Origin of the sequence: Brevibacillus dissolubilis, assembly GCF_006170445.1 — a bacterium.
Taxonomy (GTDB): domain Bacteria; phylum Bacillota; class Bacilli; order Brevibacillales; family Brevibacillaceae; genus Brevibacillus_B; species Brevibacillus_B dissolubilis.
Genome location: NZ_VCNA01000015.1, coordinates 111,819 through 137,857, shown reverse-complemented (window position 1 = coordinate 137,857; position 26,039 = coordinate 111,819). Strand labels below are relative to the sequence as shown.

Sequence of the window (26,039 nt, the reverse complement as noted above, 5' to 3'; positions counted from 1 at the left end):
CGTTTTTACAATGAAGAGCGTCTGCAAATCAAATTAAACAAGCTGACCCCTATAGAATACAGGCGTCAGCTTGCGGCCTAACGGCCGGGGTTTTTCTTACTGTCTACAAAATAGGGTCTTGACCACACCCATAACGAAGTCCTTTTGCTGTATACAGTTTAGATATCGAGGTTACGGACATTGCGGGAATACGTCTCAATGAAGTCGCGGCGTGGCTCTACTTCATCCCCCATCAACGTCTCAAATACGATGTCAGCATCCATCGCATCTTCAAGGTTAACCTGAAGCAGGGTACGGACATCAGGGTCCATCGTGGTTTCCCACAGCTGGTCGGCATTCATCTCACCCAGACCTTTATAGCGCTGAATCGCTGGTTTTGGTACTTCTTTGAGCTGGGATAAGATCTGATCACGCTGACGGTCATTATACGCGTAATAGATTTGTTTCCCTTGTTTAATGCTAAAGAGAGGCGGCTGTGCGATGTAGACGTAGCCTTCTTCGATCAGTTTGCGCATATAGCGGTACAGGAAGGTAAGCAACAGGGTACGGATATGCGCACCGTCGACGTCCGCATCCGTCATGATCACGATTTTGTGATAACGGGCCTTGCTGATGTCGAAATCTTCGCCAATCCCCGTACCAAGCGCTGTGATGATCGCACGGATTTCGTTGTTGGCGAGAATTTTATCGAGGCGGGACTTCTCTACGTTGAGCACCTTACCACGGAGCGGCAGAATCGCCTGGAAATGACGGTCACGGCCGAGCTTGGCAGAACCGCCCGCGGAGTCACCCTCTACGATGAACAGTTCGCTCTCAGCAGGGTCTTTGGAGGAGCAGTCAGCCAGCTTACCAGGCAGAGCGCTTACCTCCAGTGCATTTTTACGGCGGGTCAGCTCACGTGCCTTACGGGCAGCCTCACGCGCTCTGGCGGCCATCAGAGCCTTCTCTACGACCTTTTTCGCTACGGCTGGGTTCTGCTCCATGAATGCCTGAAAACGCTCGCCAAAGATCGATTCTGTGACGCTGCGTGCCTCTGAGTTACCCAGCTTGGTTTTGGTCTGTCCCTCAAACTGCGGCTCTGGAATCTTTACAGAGATGATCGCGGTGATTCCCTCGCGCACATCGTCCCCGGAGAGGTTCGCATCTTTTTCCTTGAGGAAGTTAAATTTACGGCTATAGTCATTGATCACGCGGGTGAGAGCTGTTTTGAAGCCGGCTTCATGGGTACCGCCCTCATGCGTGTTGATGTTATTGGCAAAAGAGTAAAGATTGCTGACGTAGCTGTCGTTGTACTGAAGCGCGACTTCGACGAGCATGCCGTCTTTTTCACCCTCACAGTAAATGACCTCTTCATGCAGCTTTTCACGGTTTTTGTTGAGATGCTCGACGAATGAGATAATTCCGCCCTCGTAGTGGAACACATCGGTGCGTTCCTGTTCAGGACGCTCATCATGCAGAGCAATCTTCAGACCTTTGTTGAGGAAGGCCAGCTCGCGGATCCGCTTCTGCAGGATCTCGTACTCATACACGGTTGTTTCCGTAAAAATGGTCGGATCTGGCTTAAACGTAACCTTGGTGCCATGCTCTTCGGTTTCGCCGATGACCTTGAGATCTCCATCCGGCGCACCAACTGCAAAGCTCATGAAGTGGATTTTTCCGTTCTGCTTTACTTCTACTTTCATCCACTCAGACAAAGCGTTCACAACAGAAGAACCTACCCCGTGCAGACCACCCGATACTTTGTAACCGCCGCCGCCGAACTTACCCCCGGCGTGAAGAACGGTCAAAACGGTTTCTACAGTGGATTTCCCTGTCTTTTCATGAATCCCGGTCGGAATCCCGCGACCATTGTCTGTTACGGTAATGGAATTGTCAGGGTGAATATATACATGAATCTCATCACAATGTCCAGCCAGTGCTTCGTCAATCGAGTTGTCTACGATCTCCCATACCAGGTGATGTAGCCCTCGGCTGCTGGTTGAGCCAATATACATACCTGGACGTTTACGAACAGCCTCCAAACCTTCCAACACCTGTATCTGACTCGCATCATAGCTAGTTTCTTTAGTTGTCACTTGATCCACTACTCTGTCAACTCCTCGAAATCAGTTTGTACGGCTGGGAATTGATCGAAATGATTCAGGAACTGGGCACGTTTTTTTAAGGTCAGGGAAGAGATCGGTGAGCAGAAGATTACTTCCTTGGTGATGATGTAGGATTTGGTCTCCTCCATACTCGTATCCACCAATTGCTTTACTTTACGTTCATCTTCAATGAACTTGCGGGACACCTTGGAGTTCTTCACGGACTGATGATCCACGATGGTAATCACGTCCTTCATGCTGACTACGGTATCTCCGCCAATGTGAATAAACATGCCCATTCCTCCCTAGTTCTCCATGGAGATATTCCCTTCACGTACATAAAACCGAGTTGCTTGGTCTAAGACCTGATGTTTTAAGCCTTCCACTCCAGTGGTCGTTACAAACGTCTGGATTTTGTCCTGAATCGTTTCTAACAGGAGGGTCTGGCGGTGTTCATCTAATTCGGACAATACATCATCAAGCAGGAGAATCGGGTATTCGCCCACCTCTTGTTTGATCAGTTCGATCTCAGCCAGCTTTAGTGAAAGGGCAGCAGTGCGTTGCTGTCCCTGTGAACCATATGCCTGTACGTCGATGCCGTTGACTTTGAGGGAAAAATCATCGCGGTGCACCCCAATTAAGGTGGAGCCACGCTGTTTTTCGCGCTCAAACAGGGTCTCATACTCCGTCATCAGCACATCCATGCCTTCACTCATCTCCATCTCCGGTGTGACCGGGGTGGAGTTCTGGTAATGCAGGGTGAGAAGCTCTTTGCCGTTCGTAATCCCGGTATGGATCTCTCTGGCCCAGGCTTCCAGCTTGCTGATGAATTCGAAGCGCTTCTTAAGCAATTTTACCGTTAATTCGGCTAATTGGGTATTCCAAATCATAATCATATCATTTCCGGCCTGTTTTTTCATCCACAAATCTTTGAGCAGTTGGTTGCGCTGCATCAAGACCTTGTTGTAATTGCTCAGATGATAGACATAGGCAGGGGAGACCTGACCGATCTCCATATCCAGAAAACGGCGGCGCTGGGCCGGAGCCCCTTTGACAATCGCCAAATCCTCGGGAGCGAACAGCACAACATTGAGCGTCCCGATGTAGTCGCTCAATTTTTTCTGCTCTAAACTATTTATTTTAGCCTTCTTGCCCTTGTTCGTCAATTGCATCTCCAAACGCACAGAACCGTAGCGTCGCATCACGTCGCTACGGATTGTGGCATATTCGGCATCCCATTTGATCAGTTCCTTGTCCTTGGCGGTCCGGTGTGACTTGGCCAAGGCAAGGACATAGATGGATTCGAGTGCATTCGTTTTTCCCTGCGCATTGTTGCCGATGAACAGATTGATCGGCCCATCGAACTTGAGCTGCAGGTTGGGGTAGTTACGATAGTTGGACAGCGTCAAATCCTTGAGAAACAAAGAAATGTCTCCTCTCAGTCCCGAGTAACCCGGTACTCACCAAACCCTTCGATCTCAATCACGTCGTCTGGGTACAGCTTGCGTCCGCGACGGTTCTCCAACTCATTATTCACTTTAATCGGCACTTCTGCAAGGAAAGGCTTTGCCATGCCGCCGGTATCAATCACTCCGGCTAATTTGAGAAACTGACCCAATGCGATGTAATCAGTTGTAATCGTAACGGTCTGTGCCATGAGGGCATCTCCCTTTCTGTCAAACAAAATTAGTACGTACGAACCGGCAAGATCAGGTGCAGAATCCAGTCATGATCAGTCGGGCGGATGATGAACGGGCTCATCGCACCAGTGAAGCTTGCACGGATCTCACTGCTGTCTACGGAGCGGAGCGCATCGATCATGTATTTGGCGTTAAAGGATATCTTTAATTCTTCCCCATTTACCGCATTCGCTTGAACGATTTCGGTTACTTTTCCGATCTCAGGGGCGTTGGAGGAAACTTCAACAGTACCGTCTGCCATCGTAGCCAGACGCACTACATTGGACTTTCCTTCACGGCTCAACAGCGAAGCACGCTCAATGGCATTGAGGATATCTTTGGTTTGCAGCACGATTTCGGTCTTGTTGCTTTGCGGAATGATCCGGTTGGTGTCTGGATAGGTTCCCTCCAGCAGGCGGGAATAGAACAGGATATGCTTGGACTTCACGAGGATCTGGTTTTCGGCCACGACGATATCGATCGGATTTTGATCATCGTCCATGATCTTCACCAGTTCATTACAGCTCTTCCCCGGTACGACAACATTTTGCACGCGCAGATCACTAGAACACTCTACCTGGGCAGAACGGCTGGCAAAACGGTGGCTGTCTGTCGCAACGAACTTCAGTACGCCTTCCTCCAGACTCCACATGATCCCAGTCAGAATCGGACGCATCTCAGAAGTGGCTACAGCAAAAGAAGTTTGACGGATCATTGTCTTCAACAGATCGCTTGGAATGCTGAATACTTTATCCTCTTCGAGCTGTGGCAATTGCGGATATTCACTTGCATTCAGTCCATTGATAGTGAATTCTGCTTTGCCTGAGCGAATCAACGTCACCAGACGGTCATCTACTTGAATATCAATTTCGTTACCTGGCAGTTTTCGTACGATTTCACTGAAGATACGTGAGGTCAGTACAACGCTGCCTGGCTTGTGAACAGTAACACCCCATTCACCTGCTTCTTCCAGTGGGATATGTACTTCGATTGAGATGTCAGAATCACTGCCAGTGAGTGTCAGACCTTCCTCATCTGCCTTGAGCTTAATCCCTGTCAAAATCGGGATCGTCGTTCTTGTAGAAACAGCTTTCGTCACATGAGAGACAGCAGTCGACAATTTGTCACGTTGAACGGTAATTTGCATAAGATACCTTACCCCCGTATCGAGATACTTTCATCACAAGATTTTATCATACATAGCCTGTATGCCGTATGCATATTAAGTATTAATTGATTAATCTTTTTAAAAGACAGTAGTAGTAATAGGGGCTGTGAGTTTGTGGACAACCCCAAAATACGCTGAAAAATAAAGCCTATACACATGTGGATAAGTTGTGTATAGGCTTTTTCGGTTATTCACAGTTTAATGGCCGCCTTTGAGCTTTTCCATAAGAGTCTGGATTGTGGTCTGCAGAGCAGGGTCCGTCGCCAGCTGCTTAGAGATTTTTTCATGGGCGTGGATGACTGTCGTATGGTCGCGGCCGCCGAACTCATCGCCGATTTTCGGGAGAGAGGCATCGGTCAGCTCGCGGGAGAGGTACATAGCGATCTGGCGGGGGAAAGCGACGGATTTGGTCCGTTTTTTCGCTTTGAAATCTTCCAATTTGAGGCTGAAGGATTCACCCACGGCCCGCTGGATGTCAATGATCGTGATAACGCGCGGCTTGGAGGATGGAATGATATCCTTCAGAGCTTCCGCTGCAAGGCTCGTATCGATGTCACGGTTGATCAGAGAAGAGTAAGCGACAACACGAATCAAAGCGCCTTCCAGCTCGCGGATGTTGCTGTCGATCTGATTGGCGATGTAGATCATCACTTCATTTGGAATATCCAGATTCTCGGCTTTCGCTTTTTTGCGCAGGATCGCAATCCGCGTCTCTAAGTCAGGCGGCTGAATATCGGTGATCAAGCCCCATTCGAAACGGGAGCGGAGCCGGTCTTCCAGAGTAGGGATCTCCTTTGGTGGTCGGTCAGAGGAGATGATGATCTGCTTGCTCTCTTCGTGGAGGGCATTAAAGGTATGGAAGAATTCCTCCTGGGTCTGTTCTTTTCCAGCCAGGAATTGAATATCGTCGATCAGAAGAACATCGACGTTGCGGTATTTGTTACGGAACTCGACCGTCTTGTTGTCGCGGATCGAGTTGATGAACTCATTGGTGAACTTCTCGGAGGAGAGGTAGACCACCTTGGCATTGGGGTTCTGCTGGAGCACATAATGCCCGATCCCGTGCATCAAGTGAGTTTTGCCAAGACCTACGCCCCCATAGATAAACAGCGGGTTGTATGCCTTGGCCGGTGCTTCTGCTACCGCGAGAGAGGCCGCATGGGCAAAGCGGTTGCCAGAACCGATGACGAATGTATCAAAGGTATACTTCGGATTGAGGATGCTAGGTGGCTGCTCGTCAGCGACTGGCGGCTGCACAGCAGGCTTCGCTTTCGGCACCTGAAGTTCGTCTTGGATGGATGAATCGGGATTTTGAGGGACGACGAATTTTACTTTCATATTTACGCCGGTTGTCTCATATAGTGTATCGATGATTAGCGCCGAGTAGCGAGATTCCAGCCAATCCCGGGCAAACTCATTGGGAGCTACAACAACAAGGTAATCTTCTTCTAAGGTAGTGGCTTGGGTTGCTTTTAACCAAGTGTCGAAGCTTGGCTTGCTCAAGGTCTTTTCGATCTTGGCCAGAACTTTTCGCCAAAGTTCGCTAATAGCTGCGTCCACCTAAATCCCTCCTTTCAAAAAACTGGGGCGATACTGTGGATAATTTCAGGTTAAACAGGTTAAGCTTATCTAATGAAAGAAGAGTGCAGAGATAAAAATAGGAACATACTCCGCATCTCTGTGAATATTTTTACTCACAAGACTGGAAAACTGTCCACAATATTATCCACAGGCTGTGGAAAAGAATAAATCCGCCTGTAGTTATTCACGACTCAAAACAAAAATATAATAACAGAAAAACCTAGTGTTATCAATGGTTTTTTCCTACTTATCCACAAATACCACAAATAGTATACCATAACTATACACACCCCTATATTTTGTGTACAAGTTGTCGATAGGGTTGTCGAAATGTGTATTGTGGATAATTAAAATATCCACATCGCACTATCTGGCGGGAAATAATTTGTTGGGGATAAAACGGACAAGCTTTTTAAAAGGTGATTGTCTTGACTTTTTGATGATCAGTTAGTATAATGCGAAAGAATGCCTGTAGGACGGAGGTGTAACAGAATGAGACCTACATTTAATCCTAACAACCGTAAGCGCAAAAAAGACCATGGTTTCCGTGCACGCATGAGCACGAAAAATGGCCGTAAAGTTTTGGCTGCTCGTCGTCGTAAAGGTAGAAAAGTATTATCCGCTTAGGCCACACTTTTAAGTGGCCTTTTTTCTTACATAGAATTTGAAGAGATAGCAGCATGTCTTTTTTACTATAATGTTGATGGTAGGGGTTGAAAGCCTTGCATCATTCGCATCGCCTGCGGAAAAACGAAGAGTTCCAAGTGGTTTTCCAACAAGGAACATCTGCGGCCAACAAGCAGTTTGTCGTTTATACGTTGCCCAAAGAGGGACAAGGTCCGTTTCGGGCAGGCATTTCCGTCAGTAAGAAGATTGGGAACGCGGTCACAAGAAACCGTGTGAAGCGCTCCATACGGGAAGCGATTGCAAGTCTGGAAAGTAGGATCAAAGAGGGGCAAGACTTGGTGATCATCGTGCGTCAGGGTGTTGAGCTGATGCAGCCTGATGAGATCAAAGGCTCGCTTTTGCATGCCTTCAAGCGTGCCAAAGTGGTGAAGCCGGCTGAGCCTGTACCAAAGGGAGGATGAAGCCCTGATGGCCCGCTTACTGATGTGGTTAATCCGTGGCTATCAGCTGTTCATCTCGCCGCTCAAACCACCGTCTTGCCGGTTTGCTCCGACGTGTTCCCACTATGGGATGGAAGCGATTCGGCGCTTTGGGGCGCTCAAAGGCGGCTGGCTGACCATTCGGCGGATTGCCAAGTGCCATCCGTTTCATCCAGGAGGGCTTGATCCTGTTCCTGAACGAAGGGATACATGAATTCTACATATACAAAGGAGGAACACACGTTGAAGAGCCGTGTTCGCTACACACTCCTGCTCGTGCTGCTCGTGGCTGTTCTTGCCGGTTGCAGCGACGTTGCGCACCCGCAACCAATCAATCCAAACGGGGGCTTCTGGGATGCCTGGCTGGTCTACCCGCTCTCTTGGCTGATTAAAAAATCCTCAGAATTCCTGGGTGGCAGCTATGGACTTGGGATCTTGGTTGCAACTGTGCTGATTCGTCTGGCAACCCTGCCGCTGATGCTCAAGCAAATCAACAGCTCCAAGAAGATGCAGGAAATTCAGCCGGAAATGCAAAAAATCCGTGAAAAGCACGCCAACGATCCGCAAAAAGCACAGCAAGAAACGATTATGCTTTTCCAAAAGCATGGCGTAAATCCACTCGCAGGGTGCTTTCCTCTGTTAGTGCAAATGCCGATTCTGATTGCGTTCTACCATGCGATTGTTCGTACCGAAGAGATTCGTACCCATACATTCCTGTGGATGTCCCTCGGTGAGAAGGATCCGTACTACATCCTGCCGGTTCTGGCTGCGGCCACGACCTACTTGCAACAAAAAATGATGGGTCAACAGATGCAGAACAACCCGCAAATGCAGATGTTCATGGTGATGATGCCACTGATGATCCTAGCGATCTCTATCACACTCCCATCTGCACTCTCCCTCTACTGGGTATACGGGAACGTGTTCATGATCGTACAGACGTACTTCCTCTATAAAGATGTCAGAAGACAAGGCAAAAGCGGTCCCATTCCTCAAGCCGGCGGAGGCAAAAAAGGGGGATCTGGCAAGTGAAAAAGGCAGTAACCACAGCGAAAACCATTGATGAAGCCGTTGAATTGGCCCTCAAAGAATTGGCTGTTCCAAAGAGCCGGGTGAAAGTCCGCGTCCTGGAAGAGCCAAGTAAAGGTTTTCTGGGTCTGATCGGCACGAAGAATGCCAAAGTAGAAGTAGAAGTAAATCACGATCCGGTTGAAGACGGAAAAGCGTTTTTGGCAGATGTGCTGGATAAGATGAAGGTGTCTGTCCGCATCGAGACTCGCCCGCATGAGGATGGAATTCTGTTCGATATTGTGGGAGAGAACCTCGGGATGATCATCGGACGCCGTGGTCAGACACTGGATTCGCTTCAGTATCTGGTCAATGTCGTAGCCAACCGCCACGCGCAAAAGCATGTCCGGATCGTATTGGATGCAGAGAACTACCGCACCAAGCGTAAGGAAGCTCTTGAACAGCTGGCCGGACGCATTGCCCAAAAGGCAGTCAGCACCAGACGAAGCGTACGCCTCGAACCGATGTCGGCTGCTGAACGCAAAGTGATTCACGCTTACCTACAAAGCCGAACAGATGTGGTTACCTATAGCGAAGGAGAAGAACCGCAGCGATATATTGTGGTCTCTCCTAAGCAAGCCAAAGAAGCCTGAGTAATCGGGCTTCTTTTTTTTGTGGATAAGTCGGCATCAGGGTTTTGACTGAATGGAATCCGAACATACTGTGGATAAGTGATTTTTACAGTTTGCAACCTATTTTCGCGTTAGGTTGCTTTTTTATTCACTGTTAATTGTGGGTAAAGTATGATAAGCTAGTACGTTAGTAGATAACTCCAAATGGGGTTTTTGAGGTGAAAGAAGTGGACATGGATACTATTGCGGCCGTGGCTACCCCGATGGGTGAAGGCAGTATTGCAGTCATCCGGGTGAGTGGAGCGGACGCTATTCGCATTGTGGATCAGATCTATCGTGGAAAACAGCAGTTATCCACTGTGGATAGTCATACGATACAATACGGCAAGCTGGTCGATCCAAAGACCGATGAGATGGTGGAAGAGGTTCTGGTGGCCATCATGAAGGCACCGCGTACGTTTACAAGAGAAGACGTGGTAGAGGTAAGCTGTCATGGTGGGTTCGTATCGGTGCAGCGTGTGCTGGATTTGATTTTGGAGAACGGCGCGAGACTGGCAGAGCCGGGGGAATTTACGAAGCGTGCGTTTTTGAATGGAAGGATTGACTTGTCGCAGGCTGAGGCGGTAATCGACTTGATCCGGGCGAAAACGGACAGGGCGATGAAGGTGGCCTTGGGTCAGGTGGAGGGGAAGCTGTCCAAGCTGATCAAGAGCCTGAGACAAGAGCTGATCGAGGCGATGGCCCATATCGAGGTGACGCTGGATTATCCGGAGCACGATGTCGAGGATTTCACGCAAAATCTGCTGATGACCAAGTGCCGGGAGGTCGAAACCCAGATTGGACGCTTGCTCATGACTGCCAAGCAGGGGAAAATCCTCAGAGAGGGGATCTCCACTGCGATCGTTGGGAGACCGAATGTGGGTAAATCCTCACTTCTGAACAGTCTTGTGCAGGAGGAGAAGGCAATCGTCACCGATGTGGCAGGGACGACCCGTGACGTGATCGAGGAGTATGTGAATGTTCGTGGGGTGCCGCTGCGTCTGATCGATACAGCGGGAATTCGTGAGACAGAGGATATCGTGGAGAAGATCGGGGTGGAGAAGTCCCGTCAGGTGTTGCAGCAGGCTGATCTGGTGCTGTTGGTGGTCAATTTCAACGAACAGCTGAAAGAAGATGACTACGCGATCTTCGAAGCTGCCAAGGGTCTTAATGTGATCGTGATCGTCAATAAAACCGATCTTCCACAGCATATCGATATGAATGAGGTAACGAAGCATTTCCCGAACCAGCCGCTCGTCATGACCTCGGTGCGTGAGGAAAAAGGGATCGAGATGCTGGAGGAGGCGATCGCGAAGATCTTCTTCAGCGGACGTGTACAGCAGGAAGATATGACCTATGTCAGCAATGCGCGTCACATCCATCTGCTCCGTCAGGCGGAAGAGGCGATCCGTGAAGCCATCGTGGGGATCGAGGGTCAGATGCCAATCGACATGGTACAGATTGATATTAAAAAAGCCTGGGAGCTTCTTGGAGAAGTGATTGGCGAGAGTGTGGGCGAAGATTTGATTGACCAGATTTTCTCCCAATTCTGTCTGGGCAAGTAGGAGGGGGAACCAATGAGTACAACATATGAAGGCGGTAATTTTGACGTAATCGTCATCGGGGCGGGACATGCCGGATGTGAATCAGCCTTGGCTGCGGCACGGATGGGGTGTGATACCCTGCTTTTGACGATCAACTTAGATGCGGTAGCGTATATGCCATGTAACCCGTCTGTCGGCGGTCCGGCCAAAGGTCACGTCGTCCGCGAGATCGATGCGCTTGGCGGCGAGATGGGACGCAACACAGACAAGACTTATATCCAGATGCGTATGCTTAACACCGGGAAAGGGCCGGCTGTCCATGCGCTCCGTGCACAGGCAGATAAGTTTGCATATCAGCATGAAATGAAGAAAACGATTGAAAATACACCAAACCTCATCCTCCGTCAAGCGATGGTAGATGAGCTGATCGTTGAGGATGGCGTCTGCAAAGGGGTCATCACTCAGACGGGTGCCCGCTATACAGCCAAATCGGTTGTCGTGACCACAGGGACGTATCTGCGTGGAAAAATCATCATCGGGGATCTCCAATATGAGAGTGGCCCAAACAACATGCGTCCATCCATCCGTCTGGCCCAGCATCTCAAGGAATTGGGTTTTGATCTGGTTCGCTTCAAGACAGGGACTCCACCACGCGTTCACAAAAGCACCATCGACACCAGCAAAATGGAGATCCAACCAGGTGACGAGGAGCCGCGTGCTTTTTCCTACGAGACAACCGAAGCGATCAAGGATCAGCTGCCTTGCTGGCTGACCTATACCAATCCTGAGACACATGAGCTGATCGAGGAGAATCTGCACCGTGCACCGATGTACTCCGGTCAGATCGAGGGGACAGGTCCGCGTTATTGCCCGTCCATCGAAGATAAAGTGGTTCGTTTTAACGATAAGCCGCGCCATCAAATCTTCTTGGAGCCAGAAGGACGCCACACAGAAGAGATGTATGTACAGGGTCTCTCCACCAGCCTGCCGGAAGATGTACAGCTGGGTATGCTTCGCTCTATGGCCGGTATGGAAAATGTGAAAATGATGCGCCCAGGCTATGCGATCGAATACGATGCGATCGTCCCGACTCAGCTCTGGCCGTCTCTGGAGACCAAGCTGGTAGAAGGTCTGTTCACGGCAGGCCAGATCAACGGAACCTCCGGCTACGAAGAAGCAGCAGGTCAAGGCTTGATGGCCGGGATCAATGCGGCACGTAAAGCACAAGGCAAAGACCCGATCGTGTTGGGACGTGAAGAAGCCTACATCGGTGTCCTGATCGATGATTTGGTGACCAAGGGAACCAATGAACCGTACCGTCTGCTTACCTCCCGTGCCGAATACCGCCTGCTTTTGCGCCACGACAATGCCGACCTGCGCCTGACCGATATCGGGCATGAAATCGGCCTGATCAGCGAAGATCGCTATCAACGTTTTACCAAGAAACGTGAACAAGTCGAAGCGGAAAAGGAACGCCTACACAACACCCGTGTTCGCCCGGATAATGAAGATGTGCAGTCTGTCATCCGTGAGACAGGTTCCCCAGAATTGACCGAAGTAATCGACCTCGCTCAATTGCTTCGTCGTCCAGAACTGACATATGATCATATTCACCGCATCTCTCCAGCACCTGAGGAATTGTCCGCAGAAGTACGTGAGCAGGTTGAAATTCAGGTGAAGTATGACGGATATATCCGCAAGTCCCTGCAACAGGTAGAGAAAGTGAAAAAGGTGGAAGAAAAACGCATTCCACCAACCATCGATTACCATGCTATTTCAGGTATGTCTAAGGAAGCACGGGAGAAATTAAGCAAGATCAGACCGCTTAATATCGGGCAAGCTTCCCGGATCTCCGGGGTGAATCCAGCAGACATTTCGGTGTTGATGGTATACTTGGAGCAATATCATCGAGTGCTCGCGCGCACCTCTGAATAGAAGGAGACTGGCATGGGAAAAGAGCAATTTGTCACGCGTCTACAAGAAAAGGGGATTGAACTCTCCCCGGAACAACTCAACCAATTTGATCAATATTATCGCTTGTTGGTCGAATGGAATGAAAAAATGAACCTGACCGGAATCACGGAAGAAGACGAGGTATACACCAAGCACTTCTACGATTCGGTTTCACTCGCCTTTTATGTGCCGCTTCAGGATGTGACCAAGGTAGCAGACATCGGTGGGGGAGCGGGCTTTCCAAGTATTCCTCTGAAGATCTGCTTCCCGCATCTGGAGATGACCATCATCGACTCTTTGCAAAAGCGGATGAATTTCTTAGAGCATGTCGGCAATGAGCTGGGCCTGACCAACCTCCGTCCGTATCACAGCCGTGCGGAAGAAGCAGGACAAGATAAAAACCTGCGTGAATCCTTCGATCTCGTGACGGCACGAGCGGTTGCACGTCTCAACCTCCTCTCCGAATTTTGTATGCCTTTTGCAAAAGTAGGCGGGATGTTCGTAGCGATGAAAGGCTCTGATGTATCGTTTGAGCTGAATGAAGCGAAGAAGGCGATCAAGACCCTCGGTGGAAAAACACGTAAGGTGGAAACCTTCCAGCTCCCAGATGAAGCGGGCGAGCGCAACATTGTCATCATTGATAAACTGGAGGCGACGCCGAAGGCTTACCCACGCCGTCCTGGTGTTCCAGCCAAAAAGCCACTCGTATAAAATCAACAGACAACCACAAAAGCCAGTACCTTTTCGGGTGCTGGCTTCTCCTTTCTTCTTACACGTGCGGGGGACCTTTTCGGTGGTGTTACATATGATAAGAGATACAGAAACGGCAACAGTAGCAAAAGGGGTGAAGCGATATGGCGGGATTCTGGGCGTACATCATACCACCGGAATTACCAACGATTGTGCTTCGGCTTGTACTGGCTTTCCTGGCGGGAGCCATTATGGGATTCGAACGCGAACGTGTTTATAAAGATATCCACCGTCAAAAGGCGGCTGGGTTTCGTACCTATAGTCTTGTCTGCTTTGGTTCCTGTCTGTTTGGTTTGGCCTCCATCTATGGCTTCTCATCCTTTGGGGTGAACCAAGATCCCGGTCGTGTAGCGGCACAGGTCGTCACTGGTATGGGCTTTTTAGGTGCTGGTGCGATCATGAAATTCAATGGAAAAGTAGAGGGCTTAACCACAGCAGCAGGGATGTGGGTTGCTTCCGCAATCGGTTTGATGTTTAGTGCAGGTATGTATGTGGCAGCTGTTCTCGCCGCTTTTTTTGCCTTTCTCATTCTCGACTTTCATCGGATTTTCCCCGGATTGTTTCAAGCGATCAAATTCACTCCGGATGATGAAATCGAGCGCTACACAGAGATACAGGCGAAGCGTAAGATCAGACGTAGGGACAGAATTAACTCAGACGATTCCAAATGAAGTGTTGCAGAATCAGCGTTTCACGTGAAACATTTACGAATCTACTTATATAAATAGCAGGATTTCAACCTCTCGATGAAGAATATCTTTGGGAGAAGAAATTGTTGGCAAAGCCTGTTTGTCCGTTAGAAGCTTGGAGTTATTTTCCCAAGCTTTTTCATGTGAACGTTAGAAGTGGGGGATTTCGGTATGGCAGTTAAAGATCAATTTACGCGTTTGTTTGGACTTTCAGACAAAGCGGAAAACGAGGAGATCCGTCAAATCCCGGTGGATGAGATCGTTCCCAATCCCTATCAGCCTCGTACCGTGTTTGATGATGAAAAAATTGATGAATTGTGCCAGACAATTCGTACCCATGGCATTATTCAACCGATTGTTGTTCGTGTCCGCAATGAAAAATATGAGATTATCGCCGGCGAACGCAGATGGCGAGCAACTAAAAAATTAGGGCTAGAGAAAATCCCAGCCATCGTAAAGGAATTCAACGATGCGCAGACGGCCTCTATCGCTCTGATCGAGAATCTGCAGCGTGAGGGACTTACTGCGATTGAAGAGGCCCATGCTTATCAGAGGCTGATTGAACTGCATAATCTGACCCAAGAGAGCCTTGCTCAGCGACTGGGGAAAGGTCAATCCACGATTGCCAATAAGCTGCGTCTCCTTAACCTGCCACAGCCTGTCCAAGAGGCATTGTTAAGCCGTGCTGTTACAGAACGTCATGCCCGCGCCTTAATCCCTCTGAAAGAAGAAGAAATCCAGCTTCGCGTCCTGCAGGAGATCATCGAACGTGACCTCAATGTGAAACAGACAGAGATGCGCGTGAAGCAACTCTTAGAGGCCACTCAGGAACCAAAGCAGGAAGAAAAGAAACCAAGATGGAAAGCATTTTCCCGTGATGCCCGCATCGCGATCAATACAGTACGCCAGTCCATTGATATGGTTCTCCAGACGGGTCTTCCATTAGAGACAGACGAAGAAGATCACGACGAGTTTTATCAATTCACCATTCGTATCCCTAAGAACCAAAAACCACAAGCATAATCAGTAATGGAAAGAGCGGCCTGTTTAGCCGCCTTTCTTTTGCACAAAAATGTTACCCATTATGCATTCCTATTTCCTCCTAAAAAGGGTAAGATATAAGAAGAATTTTTTGATGGAACAACAAACAAAGAAGGTGGAATAGTTGGGGAAAGTAATAGCAGTAGCCAATCAGAAAGGCGGGGTAGGGAAGACCACAACCTCGGTCAATCTGAGTGCCTGCCTTGCAGCTCTGGGGAAAAAGGTTTTGTTGGTAGATATTGACCCGCAAGGTAACGCAACCAGTGGGATTGGAGTCAACAAAGCAGATGTCCGCTATTGCATATATGATGTGTTGATTAATGATATTAGTCCTGTGGATGCCATTTTGCCAACCGAAGTAGAAGGGCTGGAGATTGTTCCGGCGACCATTCAGCTGGCCGGTGCGGAGATTGAGCTTGTCCCCACGATCTCCCGTGAAATCCGTCTGAAAAGAGCACTCGAAGTGGTAAAAGATAAGTACGACTATGTCTTGATCGATTGCCCGCCTTCGCTCGGTATTCTCACTGTGAATTCATTGACCGCTGCTGATTCGGTGCTGATTCCGATCCAATGTGAGTACTATGCACTCGAAGGTCTCAGTCAACTACTTAATACCGTCCGCTTGGTACAAAAGCATCTGAACGCTAACCTCCAGATCGAAGGGGTACTTCTGACCATGTTGGACGCGCGTACCAATCTGGGTATTCAAGTCATTGAAGAAGTGAAGAAGTACTTCCAGGATAAAGTGTATCATACGATCATTCCACGTAATGTCCGACTGAGTGAAGCACCTTCACATGGACAAGCTATCATCAGTTATGATCCTCGCTCCAGAGGCGCTGAGGTATATACCGACCTGGCGAAGGAAGTGGTAGGCATATGAGCAAGCGTTTGGGGAAGGGATTAGAGGCATTGATTACTTCTAATTTGATTGAAGAGGGCGAACAAGTATCTGAAGTGGTTGTATCAGATATTCGTCCTAACCCATACCAGCCGCGCAAAGAGTTTGAACTTACCGCCATTCAAGAATTGGCTGAATCAATTAAAGAGCATGGCATCATCCAACCGCTGATCGTCCGTAAAAGTATCAAGGGCTATGAATTAGTAGCAGGAGAGCGCCGACTCCGTGCAGCAAAGGTAGCTGGTCTGACTAAAGTTCCGGTTGTTGTCAAAACCTATAGTGACCAGCAAGTAATGGAGATTGCGCTGATCGAAAACCTGCAACGTGAGAATCTCAATCCGATTGAGGAAGCAGAGGCTTACCAAAAGCTGATCGACAACTGCTCCTATACTCAAGAAGAGCTGGCGAAAAAAATCGGAAAAAGCCGCCCACACGTTACAAACTTTTTACGCCTTCTTCAGCTACCAGACCGGATCAGAGAAATGGTTTCTGCTTCGTCCATCTCAATGGGACATGCCCGTACTCTAATCAGTGTGGAAAACCAAGAGACACAGTGGAAATTGGCTAACGATACGATCCAGCATGGTTGGAGTGTACGCCAATTAGAAGAAGCCGTGAAGCAGATCAATAATGTTTCACGTGAAACCAAAGAGAAAAAAGTAGTGAAAAAAGAAGCCGGTGTGCTCGAAATTGAAGAACGTCTGCAAAACCGTTTCGGTACGGCAGTCCAAATCAATATGGGCAGCAAAAAGGGCAAGATCGAAATCGAGTTCTATTCCAACGATGATTTACAACGGATCATCGAATTGCTTCACATCAAAGAATAAAAAGATGAAGGTGATATAAGAATGCGTATCATCTATCTAGACAATGCAGCATCTTCGTGGCCAAAACCTGCTGGCGTAAAAGAAGCAATGGCCGAAGTGATCGATGAGTTTGCCGCCAATCCTGGGCGGGGCGGTCATACGCTGGCAATGAAAGCGAGTAAGGTTTTGTTTCGGACGCGGGTGCAGCTATCGCGGTTATTTGGGATTAAGAACCCGAATGACCTCTTTTTTTATCTGAATGCAACGCAAGCACTGAACCAGGCGATCAAGGGATTATCGTTTCAAGCGGGGGACCATATCATTACATCCTCCATCGAGCACAACTCGGTGAGACGTCCAATCGAGTATCTTCGCCGTACTAAGCAGATTGAAGTGACCTATGTAGAGCCGCGAGAAGATCAATTGTTTTATGCGGAGGATTTTCAAAAGGAAATCCGGCCCGAGACGAAGCTGATCGCCGTGACTCATGCATCCAATTTGACTGGCGTGATTATCCCGATTGGCGAAATCGGAAAGATTGCACGCGACAAAAATATTGTGTTTCTAGTCGACGCGTCTCAGTCTGCCGGTATTCTGCCGATTGACGTAGAAGAGATGAACATCGATATGCTGGCCTTTCCGGGGCATAAAGGCTTGTACGGTCCACAAGGTACAGGAGCGCTCTATGTACGCGGTGATATCGATCTGGAACCATTGATCCATGGGGGAACAGGCAGTCAGTCCGAAGCGATCGATCAACCGACGACAAGACCTGACCGTTATGAGAGCGGGACAGCCAACACAGTCGGGATCGCGGGGCTTGGTGCTGGAGTTGCTTTTGTTCTGGAAAAAGGGGTCGAATCGATCCATCAGCATGAATGGGCATTGGCCAAACAAACGATCGAACGACTTCAACAAATATCAGGTGTAACAGTATATGGGCCGTCACTTGATGTCGAACGGGTCGGGGTGGTTGCCTTTAATATCAAAGGAGCGGATGCCTCAGAGGTATCCTTTATCTTGGATCAGCAGTATGGGATTGCAACCCGTTCAGGCTACCACTGTACACCACTTGGACATGAGACAGCAGGCACCTCAGAAAATGGTGCCGTACGCGCAAGCTTTGGCTCTTTTAACACACAGGAAGACGTTGACCAACTGATTTTGGCTATTGAAGAGATTTCAACCGCTTTTGGTCAGTAGCAAAAGAGGAAGTAAATTTAGGAGAGTGGAACAAGGTGATTTTGACAGGTACGATTGTCAATGCGGCAGCTATTTTGATTGGTGCTTTTTTGGGACGGTTATTGCAGGGGATTCCCGATGGCATCCGTCAAACCGTTATGCAAGGCTTGGCTCTGGCGGTTATGGTTCTAGGTGTTACGATGAGTCTCAAAACGGAAAATTTTCTGCTCGTGATTGCCAGTTTGACGATCGGCTCTATCATCGGTGAGTTATGCAGAATAGAAGATCGCCTTAATCAATTAGGAAAATGGTTGGAGAGTAAAGTAGGGGGCAAAAATCAAAAAGGAAGTATCGCTACCGGATTCGTAACAGCTACCTTGGTCTATTGTATCGGTGCAATGGCGGTACTGGGTGCGATGGACAGCGGCTTGCGCAACAACCACGATATCCTGTACACCAAATCGATGCTTGACGGCTTTTCTGCGATTATTTTTACATCAGCATTAGGAATTGGTGTAGCATTCTCCGCAGTCCCTGTATTCTTATACCAAGCTTCGATCGCGATTCTGGCTACACAGATTACGTCTATCATCAGCCAGACGATGCTGGATGCGATGTTGGCAGAGATTACTGCAGTAGGTGGAATCATGATCATCGCGATCGGGATCAACGTCATGGAACTGAAGAAAGTCAGCGTGGCGAATATGCTTCCGGCCCTGATCGTGGCTGCATTGGGAGTACCATTTATACAATGGATCACGGAATTCTTCGCAACGAAATAATGATCGGCAGGTATTTCTTTGTGTTCACAGACAAGCCCTTTTTCCCAGAGGGCTTGTTTTTTTATGGAGAGAGGGAAAGAAATCAAGAAGATTTTTGGTTCACACGTCATAGTCTAGGTTATATATGATTAATGGCGAAGGCCTAGAGGCGGGTGGGAGGCAGGTGTCTGGGGGAATCGGATTTGTGGTGAATCCCGTATCTGGGAACGGGAGAGGGAGAAGAGTATGGGGGAAGCTAGAGCGCGTCTTGCAAGATCGAAAAATCAACTATCAGGTACGATTTACTGGGCGGATTGGTGAGGCGGAAAAGCTGGCAGCAGAACTGGCCCGGCAATCGGATCTTAGCACAATCGTAGCAGTAGGTGGAGACGGTACCGTTCATGAAGTGGTGAATGGGCTGTATCAGTGGTTACAGGATAACGATTCCGGACAGATGAACTACTCAGCCAGAAAACAAGCCACTATCCGAATGGGCTACATTCCGGCAGGATCGGGGAATGATTTCGCCAGAGCTCATCAGATTCCAAGATACCCACTCGAAGCGTTGGAGTTGATTTTGTCGAATCATGTAGTGGGGAACGCGAGTCATGCGGGGATTGGTGATAAAGCGTATGAGCCTGCTCAACCAAGCCACGCTATCGACCTGATCAAATTCAGCAATAATCGTGTAGCAGTCAATGTCGTTGGTGCAGGGCTGGATGGACAAGTAGCACATGAGGCGAATCATGCCAGCTATAAACCATGGTGCAACCGATTCGGGTTGGGCGGGATCGCGTATGTGATCTCACTTGTACGCATCCTCTTTTCGTATCAACCATGTTCGCTTTCGATTAATGTGGATGGTCAGAATGAGACACTGACAGATGTGTGGTTGATAGCAGTTGCCAACAGCCCCTATTATGGCGGCGGTATGAAAATCTGTCCGCAAGCCCAATCCGATGACGGTATCGCCGAAATCTGTGTGGTTTACCGGGTCAGCCGTTGGACATTGCTGCGTATGTTTCCACAGGTCTTCTCAGGAGCCCACGTGAGCCATCCAGGAGTGCATTTTTATCGCGGGAGAAAAATCACCCTGCGAGCCGATAAAGAGCTTTTTCTGCAGGCAGACGGAGAGGGAGAAAAATTCACGCAGCTCGTAATCGAGATGTTACCCGCATATCTGCCGATCTTGAACGGAAAAAACACCCTTAACTGATTAAGGGTGTTCGCTGAGCATGGAGTTCACAGAACCCCACTGTGGTCGATTGTGCAGAAAGTTAGCTGCCTGATAAATTCCGCCTGAGATCACTTCGGCCATGCTCATGACCACGTGCAGGCGTGTATTTTGCAAGACAAAATACTCCATAAATCCACCGACATTGACAATTCCCGTGATGTGGAAGGTTCCCACAGCGGGTAATTCCTTTTTGACACCGGCACCTGGTTTGAGTGGACCATCTGCCACATTGATATAGCCGACATTGCTGAATTGGCCAAGACAAGCATCGATGGCGATCATCAGCGGGTTCTCATGCGTACGGTTAATCATGTCGAGCTTTTCCACCAAATTGACCGCATGTACTGGATCCTCAAGCGTTCCGTATACGGATAGACTTTTTGGATACAATGATTTTAATTTCGTCCCGACGAGCGGGCCAAGAGCATCACCGGTAGAGCGGTCAGTACCAATGCAGAGAACGACGATATCTTGATCCAGTTCTTTAGCACGGAAGCGTTGGGCTAGATGGGAGGATAAGCGCTGGACTGCCGCATCATGTTGGTACTCAATTTTAAATGGAGGGTGTGAAGAACTAAGTCGATCACCGAATCGATTCATCGTACCTTACCTCCCGAAAGTAAAGTATTCATAGTATACGCGTACGGTTGGAATTCTATACCTGTTGCAAACCTACCAATCGGCCAGGTTCACCGAGATCGAGAGGGGACGGACGTTAAGCAGGGCTGAGCGGTTGAGACAAGGGATAAACAGGTTCTCATCCATTTGGCATAGCCATGCGGAACAGGTAAAATAGATGGGAGAGAGGAGGTCGGTTTCGGTGCAAGTAGGAGATACCGTATTAATTGCATTTGATTCCACACAGCAGGCGTTGCGGGCAGAGATGCTGCTTGAATACGCGGATATTGACATTGATACAAGACCTACTCCGAAAGAGATTACGGCTGGTTGTGCCTTATCCATCGAATTTCCTTATGATCAATTCGGGATGGCGTACGAGATCGTTGTGACACAGGATGTCGTCGTGCGCGGTTTCTTTCGCTTGTATGAAGGTCACTATCAAGAAATTGATGAACATGGGGAGAGGAGAATGTAGACGTGAACGAGAATATAACCTGGTTTCAGGATTTGTTTACACAGATTTACGGATATTTATCAAACCCAGTACTATGGGTGGGAATCGGTGTAGCATTAGTTAAGATCATCGTCATCATGCTGGCCGCACGGATTGTCGTGTCGATCATGGAGGCAGCTGTCAATCGGATCTTTCAAAACCGCGAAGGCAGCAAAATTCAGTTTGATCAAAGACGGGTAGAGACCCTGCGCGTATTGGTCAACAATGTGACCCGCTATACCATCTACTTTTTAACGATTCTGTTGGTATTAAAACAGCTGGGCTTCGACCTGCAGCCTGTGCTTGTCAGTGCCGGTGTGCTGGGTCTTGCTGTCGGTTTCGGGGCACAGAGCCTGGTGCGAGACGTCATCACCGGTTTTTTCATTATCTTTGAGGATCAGTTCGCGGTCGGTGATACGGTGACGATCAACAATCTGACCGGTACCGTCATCGAGATTGGTCTGCGGATCACGAAGATCAAAAGCTGGACAGGGGAGGTTCATATTTTCCCCAATGGTACGATCAACCAGGTAACCAACTTTTCCGTACAAAATTCAGTGGCTGTGGTGGATATCTCGGTTGCGTATGAAGAAGATATCGACCGTGTCAAAGCAGAGCTCAAGGATATCCTCAAAAGTGTGAAAGAGACAGATGAGAATATCATCGGTGATCCACAGGTGCTTGGTGTTCAGGCATTTGGACCATCGGAAGTAACCATCCGCGTGACAGCGGAGACGAAGCCAAACCAACACCATGGAGTCGTTCGTAATCTGCGTCAGCTGATCAAGACCGAGTTCGATAAGCGCGGCATCGAGATCCCGTATCCGAAGACCGTGATGGTGAATGCACCAGGTGCCACCCCAGCCAACACACAACAGGCGAAGACATAGAGAATAGCCCATAAAGGTGATGAGAGATGGAGAGAAAACAATTTGCATTAAACGATGTGGTTCAGATGAAAAAAGCCCACCCGTGCGGCACCAACGCATGGAAAGTGATCCGCATGGGAGCGGATATTCGAATCAAATGCACCGGTTGTGAGCACAGCGTCATGCTTCCGAGACTGGAGTTTGAGAAGAAGATGAAAAAGGTATTGATCCAAGCTGAACCAGACAACACAACCGAATAAAAAGCGGGAGGAGAGGATGCAGGCCAGCAGGCGAAGCATCCTTTTCTCTGTTTTCGGGTAGATATCTATGCTTATGTATCAATGTGAAAAAGGGTAAGGGGTATCGGCCCAGGTGAGGCGAAATGTTTGTGGCCGTGGATATAAACCAGCACGTTATTCACATTTGGAAGGTAGAAATTGTGGATAAAGTATAGAGAAGAAAACCCGAATATATCAGGCTTTTCCCGCATACATACAAGAGGGGGGATATTCTTTTCCACAAAGTTATCCACAGCCCTGCTGTGTATATGATAGGAAGGAGATATCCACATCTGGATAAGGGGAGATGAGAGGAAGCTGGAATTTATTAAAAATTTTTTGAATAGTTTAGAAGGAATTTATTAAAAAGAATATAATTTAGTAATAAGTGGGTAATATATTATAAAGTATTAAGGGGGAAGAATTTGTTATGAAAAAAAGACTTTTCAGTACGATGACTGCACTCGCAGTTACTCTCTCCATGGTTTCCACACCGTTCATCCCATACAGCAATCAAGCTGTTGTGGCTGCTGATGCTGTCACCAAGCCTACATATAAAAACCGCACAGAAATTCCAGACCAATATAAATGGAAGCTGGAACACATCTACGCTACCAAAGCAGCTTGGGAAGCTGACGTGAAAAAGGTAGAAGATCTCGCAAACGCTTTCACCAAGCACCAAGGCAAGCTCCAAACCGCTGCTGCTCTGAAAAAAGCTCTGGATGATTACAGCAACCTGTTCCGTCTCCACGACAAAGCATATGTCTATGCGATCATGAGCTTTGACGTAAACAGTGGGAATCCAGATCTGCAAGCTCTTTCTGACCGTGCAGAGAAGATGACCGTGCTCGTCAGCTCCAAAACCTCCTGGCTCAGCCCGGAAATCACCAAAATCCCAGATCAAAAAATGGCGGCATTCCTCAAATCCGCTTCCCTTGCTCCTTATAAATATTACTTGAACAATGTTCTGCGTACCAAAGCTCATACGCTTTCACCAGAACTCGAATCAACTCTTGCTTCCATCAAACCGCTTGCTGATGCACCTGAGAGCACATGGAAAATGCTTTACAAGGACATCAAATTCCCTACCGTGAAGGATGAAAACGGCAAGGACATCCAAATCACCCGTGCCAACTTCGTCTCTCTCTTGGACAACAAAAATCCAGAGGTGCGCAAAGCTGTGTTCCAAGCATTCTACGGAACCATGGCACAATACCAAGATACATTTGCCCAAACCATCGGTGCTGAAGTAAAAGGGAACAACCTGCTGGCGAAAACCCGCAAATACAACAGCGCACTCGAAGCTGCACTCACACCAAACGATGTACCGGTAGAAGTGTATGATCAACTGATCACTTCTGTTAACAAAGGTCTTCCACAGCTGCACCGCTACATGGAACTCAAAAAGCGCGTGCTGAACATGAAAGAGCTTCACATGTACGATATCTACATCCCAATGACAGAGGGCAATGACAGCTACATCCCTTATGAACAAGCACAACAAATGGTACTCGATGGTCTCCAACCACTCGGTGAAGAGTACGTGAACGTCCTGAAAGAAGCCTTCAAAGGCGGATGGGTTGACGTATACTCTACAGATGACAAGCGTACCGGTGCTTACCAATGGGGCGCATACGATACTCATCCGTACGTACTCCTCAACTACCAAGGTACCAACGATGACGTATTCACCATCGCACATGAGCTTGGCCATGCGATGCAATCCTACTACACCAACAAAAAACAACCGTACATCTCTTCCAACTACCCAATCTTCACCGCAGAAATCGCTTCTACGCTGAATGAACACCTCCTGTTCAAGAGCATGTACAAAAACGCAAAAACCAAAGCGGAAAAAATGTATCTCCTGAACCAATACCTTGAGAACTTCCGCACCACGCTCTTCCGTCAAACTCAATTCGCTGAGTTCGAAAAAGCGATCCACGACAGAGAGCAAAAAGGCGAATCTCTCAACGCAGCAGCGGTCAAACAAATCTACCTTGACATCAACAAAAAATACTATGGCCCAGCCGTCGTATCTGATGAAGAAATCGCGATGGAGTGGTCACGTGTACAACACTTCTACTATGGCTACTATGTATACCAATACTCCACCAGCTTCGCTGCTTCCGCTGCACTGGCAAAACAAGTCTTGGATGAAGGTAAACCTGCTGTAGACCGCATCCGCACCAACTTCCTTGAAGCTGGTAACTCCGACAGCCCAATCGCGATCATGAAGCGTGCAGGCGTAGACATGTCTACCTCCGCACCGATTGATCAAACCATCGAGCTGTTCGAGGAAACCCTCAACGAGCTGGAAACACTGTTGAACGAGAAGTAATATTATAGAAGAAATGAACAAGAAGGAAACCCGAGGGTAACCACGGGTTTTCTTTTTTCTTGCAATCACCTCTAACAATCGGTATCATCCAAAATAGTGAAGCAAAATGAGGAGTGAATAACAAAATGAGTAACTCGGTAGGTATCGTTGGATTGCCTAACGTCGGGAAATCTACATTATTTAACGCCATCACACAAGCAGGCGCTGAGTCTGCCAACTATCCATTCTGTACGATCGATCCGAACGTGGGTATCGTAGAAGTACCAGACCCACGTCTTACCAAATTGACTGAAATCGTAGTACCTAATAAGGTTGTCCCAACTGCATTTGAATTCGTAGACATCGCCGGCCTGGTAAAAGGCGCTTCCAAAGGGGAAGGTCTTGGCAACCAGTTCTTGTCCCACATCCGCGAAGTAGCCGCGATCTCCCAAGTCGTGCGTTGCTTTGAAGATGAGAACATCACGCACGTAGCAGGAAAAGTTGACCCATTGAGCGACATCGAGACCATCAATCTGGAGCTTGTATTCGCTGACCTCGACTCCGTCACCCGCCGCATTGAGCGTATTGCCCGCAAAGTAAAAGCAGGCGATGCCGAAGCGAAGCTGGAACTCAATGTCCTGGAGCGTCTTCAGGCTGCATTTGAAGAGGGCAGAGCGGCACGCAGTGTTGAGCTTAATGAAGATGAGCACAAGCTTGTCCGCGATCTTCACCTGCTGACCATCAAGCCAATGCTCTACGTATGTAACGTAGCAGAAGACGGCATCCTCACTGCAGACGAGAACCCGCATGTCCAAGCCGTGAAAAAACACGCAGCAGAAGAAGGCGCTGAAGTCGTAGTGATCAGTGCCAAGGTAGAATCCGAAATCGCTGAGCTGGAAGGCGAAGACAAAGAGATGTTCCTCCAAGAGCTGGGCCTCGAAGAATCCGGTCTCGACCGTCTGATCCGTGCAGCGTACAAGCTTCTCGGTCTGATCACCTACTTTACCGCGGGTGTACAAGAAGTGCGCGCATGGACCATCGATGTAGGCACCAAAGCTCCACAGGCAGCAGGTGTTATCCATACCGACTTTGAGCGTGGCTTCATCCGTGCCGAAGTCGTAGCGTATGATGATCTCGTCGAAGCAGGCTCCGTCAACGCAGCACGTGAAAAAGGGAAGTACCGTCTGGAAGGTAAAGAATATGTAATGAAAGACGGCGACGTAGTACACTTCCGTTTTAACGTCTAAGATTTACCGTCTAAAAAAATTGGTATATCTCTTGCTTTGAGATTATCACT

Annotated in this window: 27 protein-coding genes; 20 read left to right on the top strand and 7 right to left on the bottom strand. The window is 48.5% G+C overall.

From position 1 onward, the window contains the following. Positions 1-158: 158 nt before the first annotated feature. The 6 genes from gyrB to dnaA all read right to left on the bottom strand — a co-directional run bounded on the left by gyrB (position 159) and on the right by dnaA (position 6,491). The gene (gyrB, locus tag FGI41_RS22340) at positions 159-2,084 is read right to left on the bottom strand and encodes a DNA topoisomerase (ATP-hydrolyzing) subunit B (protein ID WP_139492513.1); all 1,926 of its coding nucleotides are present in this window, start codon (positions 2,082-2,084) and stop codon (positions 159-161) included. Then, a complete protein-coding gene (remB, locus tag FGI41_RS22335) occupies positions 2,084-2,377 on the bottom strand; it encodes an extracellular matrix regulator RemB (RefSeq protein ID WP_139492512.1) in 294 nt (97 codons plus the stop codon). The genes gyrB and remB overlap by 1 nt, the downstream gene beginning before the upstream one ends. 12 nt (positions 2,378-2,389) lie before the next feature. After that, positions 2,390-3,508 (bottom strand): DNA replication/repair protein RecF, encoded by a 1,119-nt coding sequence (recF, locus tag FGI41_RS22330; protein ID WP_139492511.1) that lies wholly within the window; start codon positions 3,506-3,508, stop codon positions 2,390-2,392. Between the two features lie 14 nt (positions 3,509-3,522). Next, on the bottom strand, positions 3,523-3,741 hold the full coding sequence (gene yaaA / locus FGI41_RS22325) for a S4 domain-containing protein YaaA (protein ID WP_139492510.1): 219 nt from the start codon (positions 3,739-3,741) through the stop codon (positions 3,523-3,525). 29 nt (positions 3,742-3,770) lie between these two features. Beyond that, positions 3,771-4,910 carry a DNA polymerase III subunit beta gene (gene dnaN, locus FGI41_RS22320; protein ID WP_139492509.1) on the bottom strand — a complete coding sequence of 380 codons (1,140 nt, stop codon included), beginning with the start codon at positions 4,908-4,910 and terminating at the stop codon, positions 3,771-3,773. A gap of 219 nt (positions 4,911-5,129) precedes the next feature. Further along, entirely contained in the window at positions 5,130-6,491 is a 1,362-nt protein-coding gene (gene dnaA, locus FGI41_RS22315; RefSeq protein ID WP_139492508.1) for a chromosomal replication initiator protein DnaA, read from the bottom strand. A 513-nt stretch (positions 6,492-7,004) separates the two neighbouring features. Between dnaA and rpmH the strand changes: the two genes are divergently transcribed. From rpmH to FGI41_RS22240, 15 genes are all read left to right on the top strand, one after another. Next, entirely contained in the window at positions 7,005-7,139 is a 135-nt protein-coding gene (gene rpmH, locus FGI41_RS22310; protein ID WP_139492507.1) for a 50S ribosomal protein L34, read from the top strand. A 95-nt stretch (positions 7,140-7,234) separates the two neighbouring features. Continuing rightward, positions 7,235-7,600: a ribonuclease P protein component gene (gene rnpA / locus FGI41_RS22305; protein ID WP_139492506.1), complete on the top strand. Its 366-nt coding sequence runs from the start codon at positions 7,235-7,237 to the stop codon at positions 7,598-7,600. A gap of 7 nt (positions 7,601-7,607) precedes the next feature. Next, positions 7,608-7,832 carry a membrane protein insertion efficiency factor YidD gene (gene yidD / locus FGI41_RS22300; protein ID WP_218015251.1) on the top strand — a complete coding sequence of 75 codons (225 nt, stop codon included), beginning with the start codon at positions 7,608-7,610 and terminating at the stop codon, positions 7,830-7,832. Positions 7,833-7,861: 29 nt separating this feature from the next. Further along, a complete protein-coding gene (gene yidC, locus FGI41_RS22295; RefSeq protein WP_438358048.1) occupies positions 7,862-8,650 on the top strand; it encodes a membrane protein insertase YidC in 789 nt (262 codons plus the stop codon). Then, positions 8,647-9,279, top strand: coding sequence for an RNA-binding cell elongation regulator Jag/EloR (gene jag / locus FGI41_RS22290; RefSeq protein ID WP_139492503.1), 633 nt, complete (start codon positions 8,647-8,649; stop codon positions 9,277-9,279). Before yidC ends, jag begins: the two co-directional genes overlap by 4 nt. 206 nt (positions 9,280-9,485) lie before the next feature. Beyond that, positions 9,486-10,862 (top strand): tRNA uridine-5-carboxymethylaminomethyl(34) synthesis GTPase MnmE, encoded by a 1,377-nt coding sequence (gene mnmE, locus FGI41_RS22285; protein ID WP_139492532.1) that lies wholly within the window; start codon positions 9,486-9,488, stop codon positions 10,860-10,862. Positions 10,863-10,874: 12 nt separating this feature from the next. Further along, the gene (gene mnmG / locus FGI41_RS22280; RefSeq protein WP_139492502.1) at positions 10,875-12,776 is read left to right on the top strand and encodes a tRNA uridine-5-carboxymethylaminomethyl(34) synthesis enzyme MnmG; all 1,902 of its coding nucleotides are present in this window, start codon (positions 10,875-10,877) and stop codon (positions 12,774-12,776) included. Between the two features lie 12 nt (positions 12,777-12,788). Further along, entirely contained in the window at positions 12,789-13,505 is a 717-nt protein-coding gene (gene rsmG, locus FGI41_RS22275; RefSeq protein WP_139492501.1) for a 16S rRNA (guanine(527)-N(7))-methyltransferase RsmG, read from the top strand. Positions 13,506-13,648: 143 nt separating this feature from the next. Continuing rightward, positions 13,649-14,215, top strand: a complete 567-nt coding sequence (locus FGI41_RS22270) for an MgtC/SapB family protein (protein ID WP_139492500.1) — start codon at positions 13,649-13,651, stop codon at positions 14,213-14,215. Between the two features lie 189 nt (positions 14,216-14,404). Then, the gene (gene noc, locus FGI41_RS22265; RefSeq protein WP_139492499.1) at positions 14,405-15,256 is read left to right on the top strand and encodes a nucleoid occlusion protein; all 852 of its coding nucleotides are present in this window, start codon (positions 14,405-14,407) and stop codon (positions 15,254-15,256) included. A 142-nt stretch (positions 15,257-15,398) separates the two neighbouring features. Beyond that, entirely contained in the window at positions 15,399-16,157 is a 759-nt protein-coding gene (locus FGI41_RS22260; RefSeq protein ID WP_139492498.1) for a ParA family protein, read from the top strand. Then, the gene (locus FGI41_RS22255; RefSeq protein ID WP_139492497.1) at positions 16,154-17,002 is read left to right on the top strand and encodes a ParB/RepB/Spo0J family partition protein; all 849 of its coding nucleotides are present in this window, start codon (positions 16,154-16,156) and stop codon (positions 17,000-17,002) included. The genes FGI41_RS22260 and FGI41_RS22255 overlap by 4 nt, the downstream gene beginning before the upstream one ends. A gap of 21 nt (positions 17,003-17,023) precedes the next feature. After that, a complete protein-coding gene (locus FGI41_RS22250; RefSeq protein ID WP_139492496.1) occupies positions 17,024-18,184 on the top strand; it encodes an aminotransferase class V-fold PLP-dependent enzyme in 1,161 nt (386 codons plus the stop codon). A 35-nt stretch (positions 18,185-18,219) separates the two neighbouring features. Then, the gene (locus FGI41_RS22245; RefSeq protein WP_139492495.1) at positions 18,220-18,945 is read left to right on the top strand and encodes a DUF554 domain-containing protein; all 726 of its coding nucleotides are present in this window, start codon (positions 18,220-18,222) and stop codon (positions 18,943-18,945) included. A gap of 124 nt (positions 18,946-19,069) precedes the next feature. Further along, positions 19,070-20,140: a diacylglycerol/lipid kinase family protein gene (locus FGI41_RS22240; RefSeq protein WP_139492494.1), complete on the top strand. Its 1,071-nt coding sequence runs from the start codon at positions 19,070-19,072 to the stop codon at positions 20,138-20,140. Here the strand turns inward: FGI41_RS22240 and yyaC are convergent, their stop codons facing one another. Continuing rightward, positions 20,141-20,761, bottom strand: coding sequence for a spore protease YyaC (gene yyaC / locus FGI41_RS22235; protein WP_139492493.1), 621 nt, complete (start codon positions 20,759-20,761; stop codon positions 20,141-20,143). A gap of 283 nt (positions 20,762-21,044) precedes the next feature. Here yyaC and FGI41_RS22230 point away from each other — a divergent pair, with 283 nt between their 5' ends. From FGI41_RS22230 to ychF, 5 genes are all read left to right on the top strand, one after another. After that, positions 21,045-21,257 (top strand): putative Se/S carrier-like protein, encoded by a 213-nt coding sequence (locus tag FGI41_RS22230; protein ID WP_438358049.1) that lies wholly within the window; start codon positions 21,045-21,047, stop codon positions 21,255-21,257. Positions 21,258-21,259: 2 nt separating this feature from the next. Further along, positions 21,260-22,165, top strand: a complete 906-nt coding sequence (locus FGI41_RS22225; RefSeq protein WP_139492491.1) for a mechanosensitive ion channel family protein — start codon at positions 21,260-21,262, stop codon at positions 22,163-22,165. Positions 22,166-22,191: 26 nt separating this feature from the next. Continuing rightward, positions 22,192-22,404 (top strand): DUF951 domain-containing protein, encoded by a 213-nt coding sequence (locus FGI41_RS22220; protein WP_139492490.1) that lies wholly within the window; start codon positions 22,192-22,194, stop codon positions 22,402-22,404. Positions 22,405-22,852: 448 nt separating this feature from the next. Then, a complete protein-coding gene (gene pepF / locus FGI41_RS22215; protein ID WP_139492489.1) occupies positions 22,853-24,763 on the top strand; it encodes an oligoendopeptidase F in 1,911 nt (636 codons plus the stop codon). A 125-nt stretch (positions 24,764-24,888) separates the two neighbouring features. Next, entirely contained in the window at positions 24,889-25,989 is a 1,101-nt protein-coding gene (gene ychF / locus FGI41_RS22210; protein WP_139492488.1) for a redox-regulated ATPase YchF, read from the top strand. Positions 25,990-26,039: the final 50 nt, after the last annotated feature.

Coding starts and splice junctions, on each gene's coding strand:
- rsmG (WP_139492501.1), top strand. CDS start 12,789: ATGGGAAAAGAGCAATTTGTCACGCGTCTACAAGAAAAGGGGATTGAA.
- ychF (WP_139492488.1), top strand. CDS start 24,889: ATGAGTAACTCGGTAGGTATCGTTGGATTGCCTAACGTCGGGAAATCT.
- yyaC (WP_139492493.1), bottom strand. CDS start 20,761: ATGAATCGATTCGGTGATCGACTTAGTTCTTCACACCCTCCATTTAAA.
- noc (WP_139492499.1), top strand. CDS start 14,405: ATGGCAGTTAAAGATCAATTTACGCGTTTGTTTGGACTTTCAGACAAA.
- FGI41_RS22250 (WP_139492496.1), top strand. CDS start 17,024: ATGCGTATCATCTATCTAGACAATGCAGCATCTTCGTGGCCAAAACCT.
- FGI41_RS22270 (WP_139492500.1), top strand. CDS start 13,649: ATGGCGGGATTCTGGGCGTACATCATACCACCGGAATTACCAACGATT.
- rpmH (WP_139492507.1), top strand. CDS start 7,005: ATGAGACCTACATTTAATCCTAACAACCGTAAGCGCAAAAAAGACCAT.
- dnaN (WP_139492509.1), bottom strand. CDS start 4,910: ATGCAAATTACCGTTCAACGTGACAAATTGTCGACTGCTGTCTCTCAT.
- FGI41_RS22220 (WP_139492490.1), top strand. CDS start 22,192: ATGGAGAGAAAACAATTTGCATTAAACGATGTGGTTCAGATGAAAAAA.
- pepF (WP_139492489.1), top strand. CDS start 22,853: ATGAAAAAAAGACTTTTCAGTACGATGACTGCACTCGCAGTTACTCTC.
- FGI41_RS22230 (WP_438358049.1), top strand. CDS start 21,045: ATGCTGCTTGAATACGCGGATATTGACATTGATACAAGACCTACTCCG.
- mnmG (WP_139492502.1), top strand. CDS start 10,875: ATGAGTACAACATATGAAGGCGGTAATTTTGACGTAATCGTCATCGGG.
- FGI41_RS22255 (WP_139492497.1), top strand. CDS start 16,154: ATGAGCAAGCGTTTGGGGAAGGGATTAGAGGCATTGATTACTTCTAAT.
- yidD (WP_218015251.1), top strand. CDS start 7,608: ATGGCCCGCTTACTGATGTGGTTAATCCGTGGCTATCAGCTGTTCATC.
- FGI41_RS22240 (WP_139492494.1), top strand. CDS start 19,070: ATGATTAATGGCGAAGGCCTAGAGGCGGGTGGGAGGCAGGTGTCTGGG.
- yaaA (WP_139492510.1), bottom strand. CDS start 3,741: ATGGCACAGACCGTTACGATTACAACTGATTACATCGCATTGGGTCAG.
- remB (WP_139492512.1), bottom strand. CDS start 2,377: ATGTTTATTCACATTGGCGGAGATACCGTAGTCAGCATGAAGGACGTG.